A 15,711-nucleotide genomic window follows, 5' to 3' on the forward strand; every position below is an offset into this window, starting at 1 on the left:
TGATCACCAGGGAATATTCTCTTTTCCATTTTTTAACTTCGTCCATTACTTACCTTTTACAGGAGTTTGATTTTGCACCTTAGCCTTATTCTGGGACAGCATATTGGCGAATAGTTTATAGGCTCCGGAGACGCCTGCTGGTAACTCCCTAAAAAAGCTGAGGCCGGTATAAATGTACGTTCCTTTTCCATAGGAGGCAATCAAAAGACTTCCTTCTTTTTCAGTTTCGCCCTGATCTGCCATAGCGAGCACAGGAGTGAATGCATCATCCCATTGATCCGGGAAATAAAGTCCGCGCTCCTGTATCCAGCCATTGAAGTCCTTTTCTGTGATGGTATTTGGAAAGGTCATAAGTGGATGCTCAGGTTCGAGGATCTTTACAGGGGCATCTTCATCTGTGACCCTGTCCCTGGAAACATGAATGGGGTAGGGGGCCAGATTATCAAACTTGAGTCCACTTCGCCCCGAAGTATTGTATTGTACGATCAGGTTGCCCCCTTCCTTAACGTAGTCGAGCAACGCATCCTGTTTAAATCTCATATCGTCCACAACGTTGTAAGCCCTTATTCCTACAACAATGGCATCAAAAGGTGAAAGTGAGCCTTTTTGAATATCCTCAGGGGAAATTGTATGGACCGTATATCCTATTTGTTCCAGACTTTGGGGGATATCGTCTCCTGCACCCATTATATATCCTATATTCTGGCCTGTTTTTTTGATATCCAGACGAACTACCTTGGTTTCCGAAGGGAGCAAAACAGTCTGAGTAGGGATGTGGTCATAAGCGATCGTTATCAATTCCTTGCCCAGGATCTCGTTATTAATGGTTAGAACAGGAGCAATAATTCCTTCACTTTCATTAGCGGGAGGGGTAATCACAAACCGAAAGATCTTTTCCTCTCCGTCCTTGTCTAAATGTACCGGTATTTGCTGCCGGTCTGCCATCCATCCATCGGGAATATTCAGGCTTAAATTTCCTTGCACATTGTCCTTTAAAGCCTTTACAGAAACCGATATTTCTTTCGGGGCAGCATCGGCAAAGATTAAAACCTTATCCGGGATAGAGGCTGAAGCCGCAGGAAGAATGTTAAAAGGACTATAGAGCTCTCCTTTATCGGGCCTGGAATATCGATAGATTAACGGTCTGTCAATATCTAAGGTGACACCTTCAATTTCCAGGGTAAAACGGGCTGTGAAAGCAGGGAGCGTTTCCGGTTTACCGACTAAAGCGAAATCATCTATTTTGTACATCCCCAGACTGCCTTTTTGCCTTAGCCAATAGGGACCTGAGTACCTCATATTAGCAGGCACCTCAAGACGTATATTGTAAATTTTTCGAATGTTATTTCTGAGGACTTCTCCTGGTTCTAGACTTGTATTTCCACTGAGAGAAATCGATTTTAATAGTATTGAAGTATCACTTCTATTGATCGCCTCAACATTAACATTTTCAACATTATTTGGATTTGAATAAGCTGATTCAGAAGAAGCTTCCAGGTAGAGGCCGGTCACACTTACGATAAGGTCTTTTAGTTCTTCTGTTTTTATTTTTTTCCAGTGTTCATCCTTTATCTTTAGTAGTAGATTATAGGCGGTGAGGAGGTCAGCTAAATGGGTTGAAGGATCCTTAAAATTAAAATTCTCCTCTACCCTGGAAAGTATTTCGCCTATGGCTTCTCCACCTTCGACCCGAGACCAGGAAGTATCTATCCCTTCAAAGAGATTGGTAGGGTCCTTAACAGGCATATCTCCTTTGAGCAATTCAATGTACTCCTGTTCTTCTCCTCTTGAAGTTAACCGGCCAAAGCCCTGACATAGGTGCTGACTACTGGCAATGGAGGCAATTTCGTTGTTAGACATCCCTAAAACAGGGTAATAAACTCCGGTATTAAGTTCAATCAATCTGGATTTATCAGCTTTTTCAAAATTTTCCTGACTCCCGTAAAACCACCAGGAGGTATTAAAGAATAACCTTTTGGGATTCCAGGGTTCCAGTTTGCCAAGTTGATCAGCATAAGCTTTAGGGTCGCCTGCAAGATCGAATGCTTCAACGCTGAGAATAGCCGAGGAGGTATGGTGCCCGTGAGTTGATCCCGGCGTACGGTGATCAAATCGATTGATGATCACATCGGGTTTAAACTGTCGAATCAGATGAACCACGTCACCTAAAACGATTTCCTTATCCCATAATCTCAGGGTTTCGTCGGGATGTTTTGAGTAACCAAAGTCATTGGCTCTGGTAAAGAATTGTCTTCCTCCGTCTACCCTTCGAGCGGCCAGAAGCTCCTGGGTGCGTAACACTCCGAGTAGTTCCCGCAATTCGGGTCCGATCAGATTTTGGCCACCATCGCCTCGTGTAACGGAGAGATAGGCAGTACGTGCATGTACCTCATTGGAGAGATATGAAATCAGGCGGGTATTCTCATCATCCGGATGCGCAGCAATATACATGGCAGAACCAAGAAAATTGAGTTTTTGCAGGTTGTGGAATATGTCTGTTGAGGAAGGTCTGTCTGGTGCCTGGCCGTAATTTAATACTGAAACCAGCAGGAAACAAAGAAGCATTCTCAGTCGGATACGCATGTTTGGTCGAATTGCTTGTTGTTCAAAGATAGAAAGATATACAGGCTGTAAAAGGGTTTTTAGAACTTCTTTAACAGCTTAAATGGCATCGCTGCCATCATTATCAATATCCTCATCGGCAATTACACACACGGCTTTCTGCAGCATCAGGTTGTTCGGATAGGTGAGTAATTCCCCGTTTTCTCTTCTTAAATGAATGTGGTAGGCTTTAATATCTTCGATAAGGTAGGTTCCTGAGGACTCGAGGTCCTTATCCATAATCTGGATTCGATCTCCAATTTTAAAGGGAAACGAGAAGAATAGAATGATCCCTGCTGTGACATTGCTGAGGATAGACCACTGGGCAAATAAGGCCACACCGATAACGGCAAAAACTGAGGATAGAATCAACCCAAGTTCTTTGATATTCACTCCCCATATCAGGATGAGAGCAAGAGCTGCAAGAACCCAATAACCAAAGGAAATATACTTACTTACAAGTCGTATCCTGGCTTCGTTAAGGTCACTGATGCTACCAACTTTTCGCACCGCCTTATAGGTTATGAACCTGAGAATAAGGACCACCACCAGGGTGATCAATGAAGCTAACAGCTCATTTTTATAACTCAAAAGTAAATCCTCCATATATCTTAAATTCCCAAAGTATCGCGCAAAGATACATCCTCAATTCCATTTCTTTGCCAATACGGAGTTTTTATAGACTTAATTTTAGTGGCCTTTGTTGTTAGCATTTTAGCTGATGAACCGAAACCACTGGGATAAGTTTCTGTCCAGCTTTCAATACTATATGGGAAAGCTGTTGTGAAGGATATTTTCAATTCCCTTTTTAATTCCGGGTATGAGAGTGTGTAAACGGAAATTTCGAGGTTTTGCTCAAGGCTTGCCTCCGCACTGTAAGCTTTTACAGGTTGGTGCATCAGTCTCAGGTAATCAAGGGAAGGGATTACTTTAAGCTTCCCTGTGGGAAGGTTATTGGGCTGAATACGTAACTTGGTCCAGAACTCATTTTCCAAATGGGTTTTCGCGAACTGCAGGCTTTGATCACCTTCAGATTCAAAATAAGAGAAAGATTCCACTTCAAATTTTTCGCGATTGTTCAGCTGGGCAAATACCTGCCCACACCATTCCTGAATAGAGGACGTAACTTTGATGGCATGCTGGTTATCGGCCACAGGGTAAAAGGTACTGCTCATAATAGAATACGGATAGATGCCGGTGAGAAACTTTTTTGTGAAATTCAATTTGAGCACAGGAATATTGGAAGGGGAACTCTGATCGGCTTTCACTTGTTTTCCCGGGGCAAAAGGCTCTGTCACGTAAATCAGGACAGCTTCCCCGTCTCTAATCTCACCGTATCGGGCCTGCTGGAGTTTGTATGAGGTAATCTCGGCTTCTCCGGCATACCAAAATTGTTTAAAATCTTTAGATAAAGGTTTTGGCTTATTATTTTCAGGAATAGATCCAGTAGCCACTCCCGTGGTCTGAACAGCTATATTTTTATGGTTTTCTGTACACGATCCCAGAAGGACCAGAAAAAAAAACCCTGAAACGATATTATAAAATTTAGTTTGAAGTACCATTCTTACAATTTTTTTGCAAAAGTACCCAAAGCTGGTCAGGAGGCCATATCCATTAACGTTTTGTAAACTAAATGAGTTGGTAGTCCCACCACATTGGAGTAGGACCCCCTGATTTCCTCTATGGCAATATTTCCCAGCCATTCCTGTATTCCATAAGCTCCTGCCTTATCTAAGGGTTTAAATGCAGAAATATAATACTGAATCTCGTCCTCCTCTAATTTCCTGAAGAGAACCTCGGTGGTGCAACTAATAATTTTTTGTTTTTCATGAGTGGTAATGCATACACTGGTGATTACCTCATGCCAGTCATAGGAAAGCTGGCGAAGCATTTGCGTAGCTTCAGCTGAATCCGCGGGTTTTGCCAGAGACACTCCCTTATGCCAGACTACGGTATCAGCTGTGATCAGGATTTCATTTTTCTTCAGGTTCTGTCTGAGGTTGCTTGATTTTAATTGTGCGAGGTACTCCGAAATATCCCCGGCCTTTAAATGTTGAGGATAGGTTTCTTCCACCTTGTTGTGTACCTGTTCAAAGGACACTCCTATGTCACTGAGTAGTTCCTGTCTTCTTGGAGATCCAGAAGCCAGCAGTACCCTGAAGGATTCCAGCTTCTTGCTAAGTGGATTATCAATCATTTGCTGCACTGAAATTTTTGAACCAGTCGCCCCTTGCTTTAAGCACTTGCTCAACCACGTCACGAACACAGCCTTCCCCACCATATTTATGGGATATATATTTACAGATGGCCTTAACCTCAGGAGCTGCATTTTGTGGGGCGCAGGCAAGCTTTACCTGTTGCATCGCGGGAATGTCCGGAATATCATCTCCCATGTACAAGACATGTTCGGGAAGGATGTGGTTGTTTTCTAGGTATTCTTCCAGAATTTCAACTTTATTATGAGCTCCCAGATTTATATCTTTAACCCCCAGGCCTTTAAGCCGCTGTCTTACCCCTTCGTTTGTTCCTCCTGTTATGATACAAATGTTATACTCTTTTTGAATGGCCGTTTTAATGGCATAACCATCCTGTATATTCATTGTCCTTAGCAGGTCTCCTTCGGAGGTGATCAGAACCCTGCCATCGGTAAGGACTCCATCCACATCGAAAACAAAGGTGGTAATCTGACTCAGGTAGGTTTTATAACTCTTTTCCATAGGTTGTCTGAATTGATTCACTTAGGGTTTTATAAATTTTTTGAAGACTGCTTTCTTTCAGCATTTCTAAATGTTCATCGATGGTTTCCTGATCTCCCCTCCTGGCCGGTCCTGTTTGGGCTTCATAGGGAGACAGGTTCATAATTTTATTACAACTTTCTCTTATTAGGGGCCTTAACAGATCGAAAGGCACTCCCTGATCTTTGCATATTTCAGAGGCCAGGTAAAACATATGATTGCTAAAATTATTTGCAACAACGGCAGCAAGGTGCAATTGTCTGCGTTCTTCTGAATTGAGACGTTCTACCCGGTTTGAAATGCAATAGGCCAGTTTTTCTAATAGCGAATAATCCTCCTTAATGCTAGCCTCAACGCAGAGGGGGATTTCCTGTATTTTTTCAGGAATGCTTCCACTCAGGGACTGCAAAGGATAAAGAACACCCCTGCGCAGCTCTGTCGGAAGTGCTTCTATGCTTACACTGCCTGCTGTATGAACGAGCATACCCTTCTTGATGTCTAATTGGTGAGCAACTTCGCTAATCGCGCCGTCGTTAATGGCAAGAATATATACATCAGCCTCTATCAGCTTTTCAAATTTACTGCTGACAGGGGTAGATTTTCCAAAATATTCCAGGGCCTGCTTATTTCTTCCCACCACCTGCACTATATTCACAGAGGGGTGTACGTTGAGAACATCAAACAGGAATCTGCTTATATTCCCCGTTCCGATTAAGATGACTTTAAGCATATCCAAAAGTACAATTTTTGAGAAGGATTGACTTTGTAAAGAATTAACAATATTGTTTAACTTTTTATAGCTTTTACGGCCCGCTTAAAAGGCAAAAAGGCCGTATTTTTGCGGCTGATATCGGGTAAAAGGATACAATAGATGATTGAGACACTAAAAAAGATCCTGTTTTCAACCCGCCTGATGGCGGTATTATTTCTTGTTTTTGCTGCTGCCATGGCCATTGGCACCTTTGTGGAGAGTATGTATAGCACTGAAACGGCAAAAATCTGGATCTATAACGCAAAGTGGTTTGAAGTGATCATGATATTTTTTGTGATCAATTTCCTTGGAAATATGTTCCGCTACCGCCTGCTTCAATGGAAGAAGTGGCCCGTTCTGATGTTACACCTGTCATGGATTCTGATCATTATCGGAGCAGGTGTTACCCGATATATAGGCTATGAAGGCATGATGCCTATCCGTGAAGGAAATTCCGAAAATGTTTTTTATTCTGATAAAGTATATCTCACCGTCCTTGTCGATGGTGAAATGGATGGAGAACTTAGACGAAAGCCACTTCAGGACGACCTGATCGTAACACCTGAAGCAATACAGTCGACCCTCCCCTGGAAGGAAGATTTTAACGGGCAGGAATTCAAGATCAGCTACGCAGGATTTATCCAGGGCGCCAAAAGGGGCCTGATCCTGGATGAAAATGGCTCGAATTTCCTAAAAATTGTCGAGGCTGGGGATGGGAACAGACATGAACATTATCTGGCTGATGGAGAAATTGCCAATATCCATAACATTCTATTTGCGCTTAATAAAGAGACCGAAGGAGCGATCAATATTTTTACCGACGGGGGAGAGTATCGTATAAAATCTTCTTTTGAAGGAAGTTTTATGCGAATGGCCGATCAGTTAGAAGGCACCCTTACAATAGACAGTCTGCAGACCCTGCAGCTGAGGTCTTTGTATTCGATAGGTTCCATGCAATTCGTAATCCCCGAGCCCGTTGTTAAAGGGTCTTACGGGGTTGTCCCCCTTTCGGAAGAAGAAAAATCCCCGAATTCCCAGGATGCCCTGATCCTCGACATTAGCACGAATGGGGAAACAGTACGAAAAGAAGTATTGGGCGGAAAAGGCAGTAGTAGTTATATGGAGAAATTTACCCTTGGGGGGCTCGATTTTACCCTGGGCTATGGTTCAAAGGTCTACGAACTGCCATTTAGTATTACCCTTAACGATTTTATTGCAGAGAAATACCCCGGGACAGAAAAGGCATATGCCTCTTTTATGAGTAAGATCACGGTGGAAGATGATCGTCCGTTCGACTATGACATTTACATGAACCATGTGCTCGACCATGAGGGATATCGTTTTTTCCAGGCGAGTTTTGATCCGGATGAGAAAGGAACCGTACTTTCTGTAAATCACGACCGGATGGGTACTTGGATTACCTATACTGGTTATTTCCTTCTCTACCTCGGCCTCATGGGGATCATGTTTTTTGGAAAGACGAGGTTTAAAGACCTGGCTAATTCCCTGGAAAAACTCAGAAAGAAGAAGGCAGCCATTGCTGGTGTAATGTTTTTTGCCCTGAGTATCCCCCTGGGAGCACAAGAGGAACAGGCTGCTGCCGATCACACTCACAATATGGGGCCCACAGAGGCTCAGCTCGACTCTTTGTTCACTTCTACGGTAATTGCCGAAGAACATGCAGCTAAATTCGGGAAGCTAATCATCCAGGATGAAGGTGGCCGGATGAAACCTATCAACACCTTTGCTTCTGAATTGCTGCGTAAGCTCAGTTTGAAGGACTCTTACAGGAATCTTAATGCCGATCAGGTCTTTTTGTCCATGATGTTGAATCCGGCACTCTGGTACAATACGGATTTTATCGCCCTGGATAAAAAAGCCCAAAACGATAGCATTCGTAAAATCATTGGGGTACCGAAAGGCCAGAAATACATAAAAGCTACCGATTTTTTTGATTCCCAGGGGAGGAATAAACTTGGACCCTACCTCCAGGAGGCTTTTGCCACAAATACGCCGAATAAATTCCAGCAGGATTTTAAAGATGCGTATTTCCGACTGAGTTTACTGGATCGTGCACTCAGCGGAGAGATACTGAAAATTTTCCCCTTGCTGAACGATGAAAACAACAAATGGATCTCAGCCATGGAATATCGCAGCGGACAGTTTCAGGTAAGTGATTCACTATACGCAAATTTTATACAGAATGCAGTTCCGTACTACCTGATTTCCTTAAGAGAAGCAAAGCAAACAGGGGATTTTTCAGAAGCAGACAAAATCCTCAAAGCTTTCTCACAAAATCAAAAGAACCACGGCTCAGAAATACTCCCTTCAGCTAACAGGATTGAAGCCGAGGTCATCTATAATAAACTAGACATCTTTAACAGGCTGTATAAATATTACGCCCTGGTGGGAATTCTGATGTTTCTTGTTCTGGTGCTGCGCATCTTTAAAGACCGTGAAATCTGGCGTATTGCAACCTATTTTTTTAAAGGGGTAATCATATTGTTTTTTATCTGGCACACGGCCGGACTCATTATGAGATGGTATATCTCGGGACATGCGCCCTGGAGTGATGCCTATGAAAGTATATTATATGTGTCCTGGGCCACTCTGGCCATGGGCTTATCCCTTGGAAGGAAGAGCGATATGACCATTGCTGCTGCTACCTTTGTGACCTCCATGCTACTTTGGATCGCACATCAAAGCTGGGTAGATCCTTCGATTGCCAACCTGGTACCGGTACTCGACAGTTACTGGCTGATGATCCACGTAGCCGTCATCGTAGGTAGCTATGGACCCTTAACAGTGGGGATGATCCTCGGTGTAGTCTCTCTTCTTCTTATCATCCTTACCAATAAAAAGAATAAGGTAAAGATGGAGCACACCCTTAAGGAACTCACCATCATCAATGAACTTACTCTTACGGTGGGAGTCATCATGCTAACAATCGGAAATTTCCTTGGCGGACAATGGGCCAATGAGAGTTGGGGTCGCTACTGGGGCTGGGACCCGAAGGAAACCTGGGCACTGATCTCCATTTTGGTATACGCCTTTGTTATCCACACCAGGCTGGTACCAGGTTTACGAGGGAGGTGGCTTTTTAACTTCCTGAGCATCATTGCTTTTGCCAGTATTATGATGACCTATTTCGGCGTGAATTTCTACCTTGTTGGGCTGCATAGCTATGCAAGCGGTGCCCAGGTAATCACCCCTGCATTTATCTGGTATACTGTAGTAGGTGTATTTGTGCTGGGCGGAGTGAGTTATTGGCGGTATCAGGTGAATTACGCAAAGCCCTAAGCTTCATATTTAAAGTTATATTCAGCAGTAAAACTCCCTTTATCCGGATTTTTATTCCCTGTTCTTTTTTTTACATTTATTCTTTAAATCTTGGGCCTAGGGAATGGGAAGAATAAAATTTAATTGGAATCTGGAGAAGATACTTGGTATTTCCGCTATGAGCATCAGCTTTATAACACTCATCATATTTATTTATCAAACTAACCTGATGAGTAAACAGAATTACTTGTCTATTCTTCCATATGTTCAGGTTTCAACTTCAAATAATCCTTCCGATAACAGTTTTGCCTTGCGCCTCTTAAACCATGGAGTAGGGCCTGCAATTATTGAATCCGTTACAATGATTTACGATGGAAAGACTACAGATCTCACCGACCATAACAATGAGATTTTACCCTACTTGATTTCCCTGGATCCCTCTTTAGACAGTATTCAAAATTATTCATTGGCAACTCTGAATAAGGGAATGGCTATTCCGGCCAATTCTGTGTACTCTTTTCTGGAAGTGAAAAACTCAAAGAAGGAGTACAATTTGATTACCGCTGCATTGTTTAGATTGGAAGAGGAGGGTCTAGATTATGAAATCGTTTACCGTTCTATTCAAAATGAACGCTGGATGGTCAATAATACCTCTGACGGGCCTGTAAAACTCGACTAGATCAGCATAATATCGATAGGGTAGCAGGTTGAAATACAAGACTTTAAGATACACATATTTAACTTTCAAGGCAGTTCAATTTTTCTGCTTCAAAAAAAATATGCATCTTTAGACTATTATGAAGTTATAGAAATTATGTTTCGCTCCGATGTCCCCTCAGTCATTTTTATGATTTGATTCATCCTGTATACTATGATGTACAGACAGCAGATTCTTCAACACACATAATTTCTTATCGATGTCATCTACACAAAAAATTACATTCAGAAAACTATACCGTTATTTTCTGGTAGCGGTTACAGGCAAGGAAACCGAGTTTACTTCTGGTAGCATACGGAAGGCCATATTTATGTTGTCTATTCCTATGATCCTTGAAATGATGATGGAATCCATTTTTGCCATTGTCGATATTGCCTACGTATCACAGGTAAGTGTCAATGCCGTAGCGACCATCGGCCTTACCGAATCTGTTGTTACCCTTGTTTATGCCCTGGCTATAGGTTTAAGTATGGCGGCTACGGCCGTGGTAGCCCGGAGAATAGGGGAGAAGGATCAGGAAGGGGCTGCCCGGGCTGCCGTTCAGGCTATTTTCCTTGGAATTTTTATCGCTGTGATCATTGGTGTTTTTGGCCTGATGTATTCCAGGGAAATCCTTTCCCTAATGGGAGGTTCTCCCGACCTAATCGCCGAAGGCCATGGATATACAAAGTACCTTCTGGGAGGTAATATTACTATTGTCCTGCTTTTTTTGATCAACGCTATTTTCAGGGGGGCAGGGGATGCTTCCATCGCCATGTGGACCCTTATCCTGTCTAATGGTCTCAATATCATCCTGGATCCCATTTTCATTTTTGGACTGGGACCCATTCCGGAATACGGGGTGATGGGTGCTGCCATCGCCACTAACATAGGGCGGGGAAGTGCGGTGATCTTTCAGCTTTACATCCTCTTCAAAGGAGGGAGTCAGATCAGGATTGCAGTGTCTAACATCGTCCTGAGGTTTAAGATTATGCTCAATTTGATAAGCGTTTCCCTTGGCGGGATTGCTCAATTCCTGATCGGAACTTCAAGCTGGGTATTTCTGATGAGGCTAATGGCCGAATTCGGGAGTGAAGCCCTGGCAGGTTATACTATTGCGATCAGGGTAATGATGTTCACCTTTATGCCGGCCTGGGGAATGAGCAATGCGGCTGCGACCCTTGTAGGGCAAAACCTGGGGGCAAAAAAGCCCGACAGGGCTGAAAAATCGGTATGGATTACCGGGAAATACAATGCCATTTTTATGTTTTTAATTTCCCTGGTTTACCTGTTATTTGCCAATTCTATCATAGGGTTATTTACCGACGTCCCTACGGTAATTGAAAACGGCGCACTTTGTCTGCAGGTCGTCGCAGCGGGCTATGTATTTTATGCTTATGGCATGGTGGTCACCCAGGCTTTTAACGGAGCAGGGGACACCCGGACACCTACCAAGATCAATTTTATCGCTTTCTGGCTGATACAATTGCCCTTTGCTTATCTGGTTTCCCTCTATCTCGATTGGGGGGTGATGGGAGTTTTCCTGGCGATCACCCTGGCCGAAGTACTGCTCTCTGTAATGGCGGTGATCTGGTTTAGAAAAGGGTACTGGAAGCAGACTGTGGTTTAAGTGAAATTTGTACCTTTAAACGATCAATACTCTTGATATGACAACTAAGAAAAAAGGCCTGAATACGATCTGTACCCACGCAGGCGAATTAAAGGATACCGCCTTTAAAGGAGCTGTTTCCCCTTTGTATATGAGTACATCCTACGCCTTTGAGGATGTGGAAATAAAAAGGTACCCAAGATACTTCAATACGCCTAATCAGGTAGCATTGTCAAAAAAAATTGCAGCTCTCGAACACGCTGAAGAAGCCATGATATTCGGCAGTGGGATGGCCGCAATCAGTACCGCCATCCTGGCTTTTTTAAAGGCAGGGGATCATATCATCCTTCAACGTATGCTTTATGGGGGTACTTATCACCTGATCACCGAGCAGTTCGAAAAATTTGGCATCGATTACAGCTTTATAGACGGATCGGATCCCGCTGCTTTTGAACAGGCAATAACCCCAGCCACCAGGGTGGTTTATATAGAGACTCCTTCAAATCCCTTGCTGACCATTACCGATATAAAGGCATTTGCGGAGATTGCCCGGAAGCATAATATCGTTTCAATGATTGACAACACTTTTGCGAGTCCGGTTAACCAGAATCCAATCGACTTTGGTATTGATGTGGTCATCCACAGTGCCACCAAATATATGGGAGGCCATTCGGATATTCTTGCAGGCGCTGTTGCTTCTTCTTCAGAAAATATGGAGCGTATCTTCCAGCTGGCTAAAAACCTGGGAGGTAGTCTTAGTGATTATACAGTGTGGCTACTCGAACGCAGTATTAAAACCATGGGATTACGCGTAAAGGCTCAAAACGAAAATGCCCAGAAACTAGCCGAATTTCTCAACGCACACCCGGATATTGACCAGGTATATTATCCCGGCTTATCCACTCATCCAGACCACGCCATTGCTAGGTCGCAGATGCACGGTTTTGGCGGAATGATGTCTTTCGAATTAAAGAATGATATAAATGCTTCCCATTTTCAGAAGTCGCTCAAATTAATTAAATCCTCAATGAGCCTGGCCGGGGTTGAAAGTACAGTGCTTTCCCCAACCCAAACCTCCCATGCATTGTTATCGGAAGAAGAACGTCAAAAACAGGGTATCAGGGACGGACTTATCAGATTCTCGGTAGGAATAGAAGAAACAGACGATCTGATAGCCGACTTAGAACAGGCCATTCAAACCGCAAAGAAGCAGCAGGAAACTGTCACTTCACATTAATTTTCCAAAGATCAAGGTTTTATGAAATTAGATATTTTAGTTTTTGGTGCCCATCCGGATGATGCCGAGCTGGGCGCGGGGGGAACTATAGCCAAAGAGATAGCCCTGGGTAAAAAGGTGGGCATTATCGATCTCACAAGGGGTGAGCTCGGAACCCGTGGCTCTGCTGAAATCAGGGACAGGGAAGCGGCAGCATCTGCGAAAATTCTCGGCCTGAGTGTACGGGAGAATATGGAATTTGCAGATGGGTTTTTTCCTAACGACCAGAAACACCAGCTGGCCCTGATCAGGAAGATCAGAACCTATCAACCCGACATTGTCCTGTGCAACGCAATTGAAGATCGCCATATTGACCATGCCAGAGGCAGTGAGCTGGTGAGCAATGCCTGTTTCCTCAGCGGGTTGGTAAAAATAGATACGATGGCAGAAGGAGATGACAAATGGCAGGACCCATGGCGTCCAAAACAGGTATATCACTATATACAGTGGAAAAACCTCGAACCGGATTTTGTTGTAGACATCACTGGTTTTATGGATAAAAAGATGGAATCAATAATGGCGTACAGCTCACAGTTTTACGACCCGGATAGTAAAGAACCCAGTACTCCCATTAGCAGCAAGAATTTTACAGATAGTGTAACCTACCGGGCCAGAGATATGGGGCGGATTGTTGGAGTAGAATATGCTGAAGGATTTACGACAGAACGCTTTGTAGGGGTGAACAGCCTGAGTGATATTTTCTAGCTGGCCTGACTGTATTTGTCTTCGGCCTTAGGAAGCGTAAAATAGAAGGTACTTCCTTTTCTCAGGGCACTTTCAGCCCATATAGTTCCTCCGTTTTTCTCAACCATCTCCTTGCAGAGGGAGAGGCCCAGACCTGTTCCTTTTTCGTTATTGGTTCCGTAGGTGGTAATATTGGAATTCTTCTTGAATAGTTTTTCAACGGTTACCTTATCCATTCCTACCCCGGTATCCCTAACAGAAATTTCCCATTTATCGTTTTTCTCCTGGGCCTTGATGGTGATCATCCCATTTTCAGGGGTAAATTTAAGTGCATTGCTGATCAGGTTACGAACAACGATGTCTATCTGATTACTGTCAGACCAGATCAATGTGTTGCCATTGAGTTCACTGACAATTTTTATTGATTTGGATTTGGCGAGTTCAGAAAGCAGATTGATATTTTCATCCACAAGGGTTTCCAGAGAGAACACAGCGGCCTTTGTCGTAGAACCATTCATTTGTGAATTCCCCCAGGACAAGAGGTTATTTAAGGTAAAATAAATATGATCGACGTCATTTTTAAGTTTGGGAATAAATTGAAAGAATTCCGATTTATTCATCTCTCCGTCAGTAAACATTTGCAGCAGCCCCTGTAATGCACCTATAGGACCCCGCAGGTCGTGACCTATGATAGAAAATAACTTAGTCTTTGTCTCATTACTATCGGTGAGGGCAGCCTCATGGGCTTCCAGTTTTTCCTTCTTCGCTTTTAATTCGGTATTTAATCTTTTCTGAATTTTCTCAGCTCTTTTAATAAAGAAAGTGATAATAGAAAAGATTATCAGGACAATAATACCGGCATAAATAAGACCCCGCTGTTTGGCAAGAGCCTTTTGATTCGCTTCAATAAGCGTTTGTTTCTGCTGGTCGTATTCTGCCCTGGTTTTGAGCATGGTTAAACTCTTCTTGTTTTCATTCCGATGGAGGGTATCGCTGAGTTCCTGGTAGATTTCATGGAATGCCAGCGCCTTCCTGTAATCATTATTGTTTTTGTTTATGTTGTAAAGCGTTTTTGCACACTTTTGTGTTCCTTCCAGGAATTTTATGCGATTGGAAATTTCATAGGCCTCCATCGCATAGTTCTGTGCAAGGCTATCTTTCCCCTGGCCCATATATGCTTCAGCCATGCCGTTGAAAAGATCGATTTTTCCCCTGTCATCGTCCAGGTCTTCATGGAGCAACTCTCCCTGGTGATACCAGTACAGGGCCCATTGGTACTTTTGCTGCTTTAGGTAGACTTTACCCTTAATTTCATAGGCATAGGCAAGCCAGTCCATCACTTCGTTATCTTCAAAGATGGCAATACTCCTGTTCACATTGAACATGGCGTAGTCTAATTTTCCCATCTCGGCATAGAGGGAAGCCAGATTACTCATGGTCTGTGCTGAATTCACATCATCCCCGATCTGATCATTGAGCTTTTTTACTTTATCGTAGAATATCTGTGCCTGGTCATAGTCTTTTTGAGATGCATATAAGCCGGCAATATTCTCATTCATAATCGATAGCATCTCCAGTTCTCCCTCTTCTTCGGCTATTTCAATTCCCTGCAGATAATTATTAAGGGATTTTGCAAAGTCACCTTTAAAGGCGTATTCCGAGGCGAGGTTATTTATGATTCGAAGCGCTAGCTCGCAGGCTTCAATATTTTTGGCAAGGATCAGGGCTTTGGTATAATTATTAATAGCGGCAACCCGCTCTCCTTTGCCTGAATAATAATCCCCTAATCCCAGGTATGATTCGCTCTGACCTTTGACGTATTCGGCTTTTTGACTGTGAACAAGGGCTTGTTTGGAAATAGTGAGCAGGCTATCAGTCTTGTAATAGCGAAAATTCTTTCCTAATTTATTGAGGAGATTGATATACACCGTATCGGTGACCTGAAAACCCTGCTTCGCCTTTAAGTTTTGAATTTCTGATAGCAGGCTTTTTGTGTCTTCCTGGGCAAATCCTGTCAGACTGAACAGAATAGCCAGCAACAGGAGACATACCTTTCTGGCAAGTATGTTCTGAAGCATA

The 15,711-nt window shown here is 43.3% G+C and carries 12 protein-coding genes; 5 read left to right on the forward strand and 7 right to left on the reverse strand.

From position 1 onward, the window contains the following. Positions 1-45: 45 nt before the first annotated feature. From AB8P51_RS04950 to AB8P51_RS04975, 6 genes are all read right to left on the reverse strand, one after another. Positions 46-2,583 (reverse strand): PIG-L family deacetylase, encoded by a 2,538-nt coding sequence (locus AB8P51_RS04950; protein ID WP_369747646.1) that lies wholly within the window; start codon positions 2,581-2,583, stop codon positions 46-48. A 78-nt stretch (positions 2,584-2,661) separates the two neighbouring features. Next, complete coding sequence (locus AB8P51_RS04955; RefSeq protein WP_369747647.1) at positions 2,662-3,207, reverse strand: mechanosensitive ion channel domain-containing protein; 546 nt, start codon at positions 3,205-3,207, stop codon at positions 2,662-2,664. 5 nt (positions 3,208-3,212) lie between these two features. Next, positions 3,213-4,163, reverse strand: coding sequence for a septum formation inhibitor Maf (locus tag AB8P51_RS04960; protein WP_369747648.1), 951 nt, complete (start codon positions 4,161-4,163; stop codon positions 3,213-3,215). Between the two features lie 35 nt (positions 4,164-4,198). Continuing rightward, entirely contained in the window at positions 4,199-4,798 is a 600-nt protein-coding gene (locus AB8P51_RS04965; protein ID WP_369747649.1) for a Maf family nucleotide pyrophosphatase, read from the reverse strand. Beyond that, positions 4,791-5,318: a KdsC family phosphatase gene (locus AB8P51_RS04970; protein ID WP_369747650.1), complete on the reverse strand. Its 528-nt coding sequence runs from the start codon at positions 5,316-5,318 to the stop codon at positions 4,791-4,793. The genes AB8P51_RS04965 and AB8P51_RS04970 overlap by 8 nt, the downstream gene beginning before the upstream one ends. Continuing rightward, entirely contained in the window at positions 5,302-6,066 is a 765-nt protein-coding gene (locus tag AB8P51_RS04975; protein ID WP_369747651.1) for a Rossmann-like and DUF2520 domain-containing protein, read from the reverse strand. The genes AB8P51_RS04970 and AB8P51_RS04975 overlap by 17 nt, the downstream gene beginning before the upstream one ends. A gap of 141 nt (positions 6,067-6,207) precedes the next feature. Here AB8P51_RS04975 and ccsA point away from each other — a divergent pair, with 141 nt between their 5' ends. From ccsA to bshB1, 5 genes are all read left to right on the forward strand, one after another. Further along, positions 6,208-9,387 carry a cytochrome c biogenesis protein CcsA gene (ccsA, locus tag AB8P51_RS04980; protein ID WP_369747652.1) on the forward strand — a complete coding sequence of 1,060 codons (3,180 nt, stop codon included), beginning with the start codon at positions 6,208-6,210 and terminating at the stop codon, positions 9,385-9,387. A 103-nt stretch (positions 9,388-9,490) separates the two neighbouring features. Next, positions 9,491-10,045 carry a hypothetical protein gene (locus AB8P51_RS04985; RefSeq protein WP_369747653.1) on the forward strand — a complete coding sequence of 185 codons (555 nt, stop codon included), beginning with the start codon at positions 9,491-9,493 and terminating at the stop codon, positions 10,043-10,045. A 238-nt stretch (positions 10,046-10,283) separates the two neighbouring features. Beyond that, positions 10,284-11,693 (forward strand): MATE family efflux transporter, encoded by a 1,410-nt coding sequence (locus AB8P51_RS04990; RefSeq protein WP_369747654.1) that lies wholly within the window; start codon positions 10,284-10,286, stop codon positions 11,691-11,693. A gap of 37 nt (positions 11,694-11,730) precedes the next feature. Beyond that, the gene (locus AB8P51_RS04995) at positions 11,731-12,909 is read left to right on the forward strand and encodes a PLP-dependent aspartate aminotransferase family protein (RefSeq protein WP_369747655.1); all 1,179 of its coding nucleotides are present in this window, start codon (positions 11,731-11,733) and stop codon (positions 12,907-12,909) included. 21 nt (positions 12,910-12,930) lie between these two features. Further along, positions 12,931-13,653, forward strand: a complete 723-nt coding sequence (bshB1, locus tag AB8P51_RS05000) for a bacillithiol biosynthesis deacetylase BshB1 (RefSeq protein ID WP_369747656.1) — start codon at positions 12,931-12,933, stop codon at positions 13,651-13,653. On the opposite strand, the gene AB8P51_RS05005 is transcribed toward bshB1, so the two are convergent. Then, on the reverse strand, positions 13,650-15,710 hold the full coding sequence (locus AB8P51_RS05005) for an ATP-binding protein (RefSeq protein ID WP_369747657.1): 2,061 nt from the start codon (positions 15,708-15,710) through the stop codon (positions 13,650-13,652). The genes bshB1 and AB8P51_RS05005 overlap by 4 nt on opposite strands. Position 15,711 lies beyond the last annotated feature (1 nt).

It is taken from the genome of Muriicola sp. SD30 (genome assembly GCF_041205185.1).
Taxonomy (GTDB): Bacteria; Bacteroidota; Bacteroidia; order Flavobacteriales; family Flavobacteriaceae; genus Muriicola.

What these genes read in the sequence shown, in the direction of transcription:
- AB8P51_RS04950 (WP_369747646.1), bottom strand. Translation starts at nt 2,583, where the DNA reads ATGCGTATCCGACTGAGAATGCTTCTTTGTTTCCTGCTGGTTTCAGTA.
- AB8P51_RS04955 (WP_369747647.1), bottom strand. Translation starts at nt 3,207, where the DNA reads ATGGAGGATTTACTTTTGAGTTATAAAAATGAGCTGTTAGCTTCATTG.
- AB8P51_RS04960 (WP_369747648.1), bottom strand. Translation starts at nt 4,163, where the DNA reads ATGGTACTTCAAACTAAATTTTATAATATCGTTTCAGGGTTTTTTTTT.
- AB8P51_RS04965 (WP_369747649.1), bottom strand. Translation starts at nt 4,798, where the DNA reads ATGATTGATAATCCACTTAGCAAGAAGCTGGAATCCTTCAGGGTACTG.
- AB8P51_RS04970 (WP_369747650.1), bottom strand. Translation starts at nt 5,318, where the DNA reads ATGGAAAAGAGTTATAAAACCTACCTGAGTCAGATTACCACCTTTGTT.
- AB8P51_RS04975 (WP_369747651.1), bottom strand. Translation starts at nt 6,066, where the DNA reads ATGCTTAAAGTCATCTTAATCGGAACGGGGAATATAAGCAGATTCCTG.
- ccsA (WP_369747652.1), top strand. Translation starts at nt 6,208, where the DNA reads ATGATTGAGACACTAAAAAAGATCCTGTTTTCAACCCGCCTGATGGCG.
- AB8P51_RS04985 (WP_369747653.1), top strand. Translation starts at nt 9,491, where the DNA reads ATGGGAAGAATAAAATTTAATTGGAATCTGGAGAAGATACTTGGTATT.
- AB8P51_RS04990 (WP_369747654.1), top strand. Translation starts at nt 10,284, where the DNA reads ATGTCATCTACACAAAAAATTACATTCAGAAAACTATACCGTTATTTT.
- AB8P51_RS04995 (WP_369747655.1), top strand. Translation starts at nt 11,731, where the DNA reads ATGACAACTAAGAAAAAAGGCCTGAATACGATCTGTACCCACGCAGGC.
- bshB1 (WP_369747656.1), top strand. Translation starts at nt 12,931, where the DNA reads ATGAAATTAGATATTTTAGTTTTTGGTGCCCATCCGGATGATGCCGAG.
- AB8P51_RS05005 (WP_369747657.1), bottom strand. Translation starts at nt 15,710, where the DNA reads ATGCTTCAGAACATACTTGCCAGAAAGGTATGTCTCCTGTTGCTGGCT.